Annotated in this window: 3 protein-coding genes; 1 reads left to right on the top strand and 2 read right to left on the bottom strand. The window is 65.0% G+C overall.

Annotated features, from left to right (window positions below; all coding sequences use genetic code 11):
- Window positions 1-383: ATPase domain-containing protein (locus AC1DVM_RS22570; protein ID WP_477258287.1), on the bottom strand; the 383-nt coding region annotated here is incomplete at its 3' end.
- 289 nt (window positions 384-672) lie between these two features.
- The gene (cckA, locus tag AC1DVM_RS22565) at window positions 673-3,204 is read right to left on the bottom strand and encodes a cell cycle histidine kinase CckA (RefSeq protein WP_477258285.1); all 2,532 of its coding nucleotides are present in this window, start codon (window positions 3,202-3,204) and stop codon (window positions 673-675) included.
- A gap of 378 nt (window positions 3,205-3,582) precedes the next feature.
- Here cckA and AC1DVM_RS22560 point away from each other — a divergent pair.
- A partial coding sequence (locus AC1DVM_RS22560; protein WP_477258283.1) for a hypothetical protein occupies window positions 3,583-4,534 on the top strand: 952 nt, incomplete at its 3' end.

Below are 4,534 nucleotides of genomic sequence, written 5' to 3'. Positions count from 1 at the left end.
AGGAGATCGTCGAGCGCCACGCCGAGCTTGCGGGCATAAGCGGTGTCGAGCGCGTGCTCGGCATCCACGAAGGCGCAAACGCCGCCCTTCTTCTGAGCTTCCGCAACGGTATGCAGCGCCAGCGTCGTCTTGCCCGACGATTCCGGCCCGTAGATTTCGATCACGCGACCGCGGGGCAACCCGCCGACGCCGAGCGCGATATCGAGACCCAGGGAGCCCGTCGAGACAACCTCGATCTCCTCGATCGCCTGGTTCTTGCCCAGCCGCATGATCGAGCCCTTGCCGAACGAGCGCTCGATTTGAGAAAGCGCTGCATCCAGAGCTTTCGACTTGTCTTTATCCATCGATGAATTTTCCACCAGTCTCAGAGACGACTGCGACATGACCTGAGCATCCTTATGGCACGGAGGGAGGTTGAGTCTCAACGCGGGTTTGTGAGATAAACGTACCCGGTTTGTTCCAATGCGCAAGTTCTTTTTTTGTTCTCGTGGATATTATTTCGAATGGATGTCGGGGCACGTGGTGATTTCGAGTGGGCGGAAGAGAACCCGAGACCAATGAGGGTAAAGACCCGGCACTTCCGACCCGATTTGCCGCCCGGCGAAATTCGTTGGTGACGGGTTGGAGTCCGGCTTCGCCGTCCCGAAGGGCGGCGAGTGTTCTCTCCCTCCGCTACTCCCCGATCACCTGCTTCACCGTTTCCACCAATTGCCGCAGGCTGAAGGGCTTGGGCAGGAAGTTGAATTCCTCGCCGTCGGGCAGGTTGCGGCGGAAGGCGTCCTCGGCGTAGCCCGACACGAAGATCACCTTCAGGTCCGGATAGAGCTTGCGCAATTCGCCGAGCAGGGTCGGCCCGTCCATCTCCGGCATCACCACATCGGACACCACGAGATCGACGGCCGACCCCCGCGCCTCGATGATCTGCATCGCCTCGACGCCGGAGGCCGCCTCCAGCACCGTGTAGCCGCGCGCCGACAAGGCCCGCGAATTGACGGCGCGGACGGGGTCTTCGTCCTCGACCAGCAGGATGGTGCCCTGGCCGGTCATGTCGGCGGCGGGTTTCTTGACGGTCTCGGCCTTGGCCTCCTCCGGCATCTCATGGGCTTCGGGAATGTGGCGGGGCATGTAGATGCGGAAGATCGTGCCGCGACCGACCTCAGAATCCACGTCGATGAAGCCGCCCGATTGCTTGACGATGCCGAACACGGTCGAGAGACCGAGCCCCGTGCCCTTGCCCATTTCCTTGGTGGTGAAGAAGGGCTCGAAAATCTTTTCGAGCAGGCTGGAATCCATGCCGGTGCCGGTATCCGACACCTCCACCACCACGTAATCGGCGGCGGGCATTCCGCTCACGTGAAGGCGCGCCGCCTCGGCCGCCGGCACGTTGCCGGTGCGGATCACGAGCTTGCCGCCGTCGGGCATCGCGTCGCGCGCATTCACCGCGAGATTGACCACCACCTGCTCGAACTGGTTGACGTCGGCCTTGACGAACCAAAGGTCGCGGCCGTGGCTGAGATCGAGCTCGACGCGCTCGCCCAGCAGGCGCTTCAGGAGCATCGACAATTCGTAGAGCCGGTCGTTGAGGTTGAGCACCTCGGGCCGCAACGTCTGGCGGCGCGAGAAGGCGAGAAGCTGGCGCACCAGGCTCGCGGCCCGGTTGGCGTTCTGCTTGATCTGCATGATGTCCTGGAAGGACGGATCGGTCGGCCGGTGATTGGCGAGCAGAAGGTCGCTGTAGCCGATGATCGCCTGAAGGACGTTGTTGAAATCGTGCGCCACGCCGCCTGCGAGCTGGCCGACCGCGTTCATCTTCTGCGACTGCGCGAGCTGTTCTTCCACCTTCCGGAAATCGGTGGTGTCGAGGGCGTAGAGGATTGCCGCCTCGCCATCCGCCGCATTGTCGTTCACCGGCGTCACCCACACGCGCACGGAGCCGCCCTTGTCGCCGGCGGTGTGCAGTTCGAGCGGCGGTATATCGCCGAAACTTTCGCCGGCGGATTTCAGCGCCGCCGTCACCTGGGCGCTCTCGCCCTCGCGGAAGGCCTCGGCGATGAGCGGACCCTCGCCGCCTTCGCCGGTGCGCGGGAGCGTGCCGAACAGGCGCGTGAACGGCGCATTGGCCTGCAGGACGCGGCCGTTGCGGTTGACGGTCGCGATGGCGATCGGCGTGTTGTTGAAGAAGCGCGCGAAGCGCACCTCGGCCGCGCGCTGGCCCTCGTCCACATCGAGTCCTGGCGAGCGGTTGAGAACGAGCGTGCGCGACGCCCCCATGGAACCGTCCTGGCCGAAGGCGATGCGATGATAGAGCCGCACCGGCAGGAACTGGCCGTTGCGGCGGCGCAGGTCGAGATCGAAGGTTTCGGTGCGCACGCTTCCGGGCTCGCCCGAAAAGGACGTCATCATCGCCACCACGTTTCGCGGCACCACGTCGGCAAGGCTGAGGCCGCCGGAGCCGACTTGCGCGAGATCGTAATCGAGCCACGAGGCCAGCGTCGCATTCAGGTACACGATGTTGCCCGCGGGATCGATGGAGACGAAGCCCGCCGGCGCGTGATCGAGGTAGTCGATGGCGTGCTGCAATTCCTGGAAGACGTTCTCCTGCCGCTCGCGCTCGTGGGTGACATCGGCGATGGTCCACAGGGCTGCCTGCGTACCGTGGCGCGGGAGGGCGCGGACTCGCACACGATACCAGCCGAATTCCTGCGTACCGTCCAAAGACGGCGACAAGCGGATTTCTTCCGAGCCGGTGCGGTGTTCGCGCGCCGCCTGCGCCAGGCGGTAGATCGCCTCCGATACCTCGGGCGCCCCGGTGAACAGGCGCTCCACCGCCCGGATGTCGCCGCCCGCCGAACCGGCAAGATCGAGATAGGCCTTGTTGGCATAGACGACGCCGCCATCGTCCTCGATGACGATCAGGCCATCGGTCGAGGTATCGGCCATGAGTTTGGTGATATCGTTGCGGGCGGCCCTGCCGCCGAACTGCATCACGCCGATGGCGATGGCGAAGAGGAAGAACACCCCCGCCATGGCAAAGAAGGCGAGCAATCCCAGAATGAGGGTCTGCGCCTGATCGCTTCCGAGATAGCGCAGGCTCAGGATGGCGCCCACCAGAATGGCGGCGAGCAGCAGAACAAGGCCGATATGGCCCGGCCGATCGGAGCGGTCGATCGTTTCGCCCGTTGGCGTGTCGCCCTCATAAGCCATGAAAGTTCGATATCCCTGAGGAAGGTGGTGCGCCGCCGGAAGCCTGCGCCGAAATCTGAGAGGTCATTTCGGCCGCATAGTACACAGAATTTATTGATTGACCTCTAAGGGCGCGCAAGAGCGGTTCGTTGTCCCCCGAAAGCCCGATGGCAGCCGGCGAGGTCGGTCCGAATCCATCATTGCCGTTGCGGAAAGTCAAAGCCCGATGAGGCGCGCCCGGGTTTCCGAACCGAAGCCGCGGACGGGCGTTAGCTCCCGTCGAACCGTCGGCATTGTTAACCATCCATTAACCTTGCGACTTCCCTTGCCGACCGATGTGTTACAAAACCGTTCAGGAATGTAGCCTCTAATGGCCTACGCAACGCTTGAGAGTTCATCGTGCTGTCTCAATTTGGTATCGAAGCGTCACGGGCGGCCCAGTACGTCATCGCTTTCGCGATCATTCTCGTCCTGGTCGCATTGTTTGGCCTGGTTCTGCGCAAGCTGACCGGCGGCCGTCTCATGATGAACGGCCAGGACCGCGCGCGCGCCCGTCAGCCCCGCCTCGGCGTCGTCGACATCTACGATCTCGACCGCCAGCGGCAGCTCGTTCTGCTGCGGCGGGACAATGTCGAGCACCTGTTGCTGATCGGCGGCCTCAACGACGTGGTGATCGAGACCAACATCGTGCGCGTGGCCGGCGCCCGCATTCCGGCCTCGGCCGTCGAGCAGGGCGCGGATCGTTTCGAACCGGCGTTCGAGCCGACCCGTCCGCAGGTCGAGACCCCCGGCAGGCCGTCCATCGAGACCCAGCTCGCAGCCCAGCTCGGCACCTTCGTGCGGCGCTCCACCGACGAACCGGCGGAAGAGGAGGCGGCCCCGCCTCCCCCGCCTCCCGCCATGGCGGAAACCCCACGGCCCGAGCCCGTTCTCAAGCCTGAGACGCCGGTGTTTGGAGCAGCCCCCACGGTTTCGGGCTTCAGGTCTCCGCCCGAGGCGCCGGCGGTCCGGCCGGAACAGCGCCCGAGCTACATGCCGCCGATGTTCCAGTCCCGCCCGACGCCGACGCCGCCCGTCGCGCCCGCCCCCGTCATGCCCCCGCCGGCACCTCCGAGCTTTCCGGCCGAACCCGTGCGGGTGAGTGAAGACCTGGCAGGCGAGCGCGGCCCGCCCGATGCGGCGATTCTCTCGGATATGGCCAAGCAGCTCGAGGAAGCCCTGAAGCGCCCGGCAACGCCCCTCTCGCCGCAGGACGAGCGGACCGAACTCGCGTCCGCTGCCATCGAGGACAACCCGGACCTCGACGACGACGATCTGCTGGAGCCGCCTCAGGCTCCCGGCACCCAACCTG

Source organism: Microvirga sp. P4_A5 (assembly GCF_056402495.1).
Note: the sequence above shows the minus strand (reverse complement) of the source record. Positions and strands in the feature narration are given on the sequence as shown.

What these genes read in the sequence shown, in the direction of transcription:
- cckA (WP_477258285.1), bottom strand. Translation starts at nt 3,204, where the DNA reads ATGGCTTATGAGGGCGACACGCCAACGGGCGAAACGATCGACCGCTCC.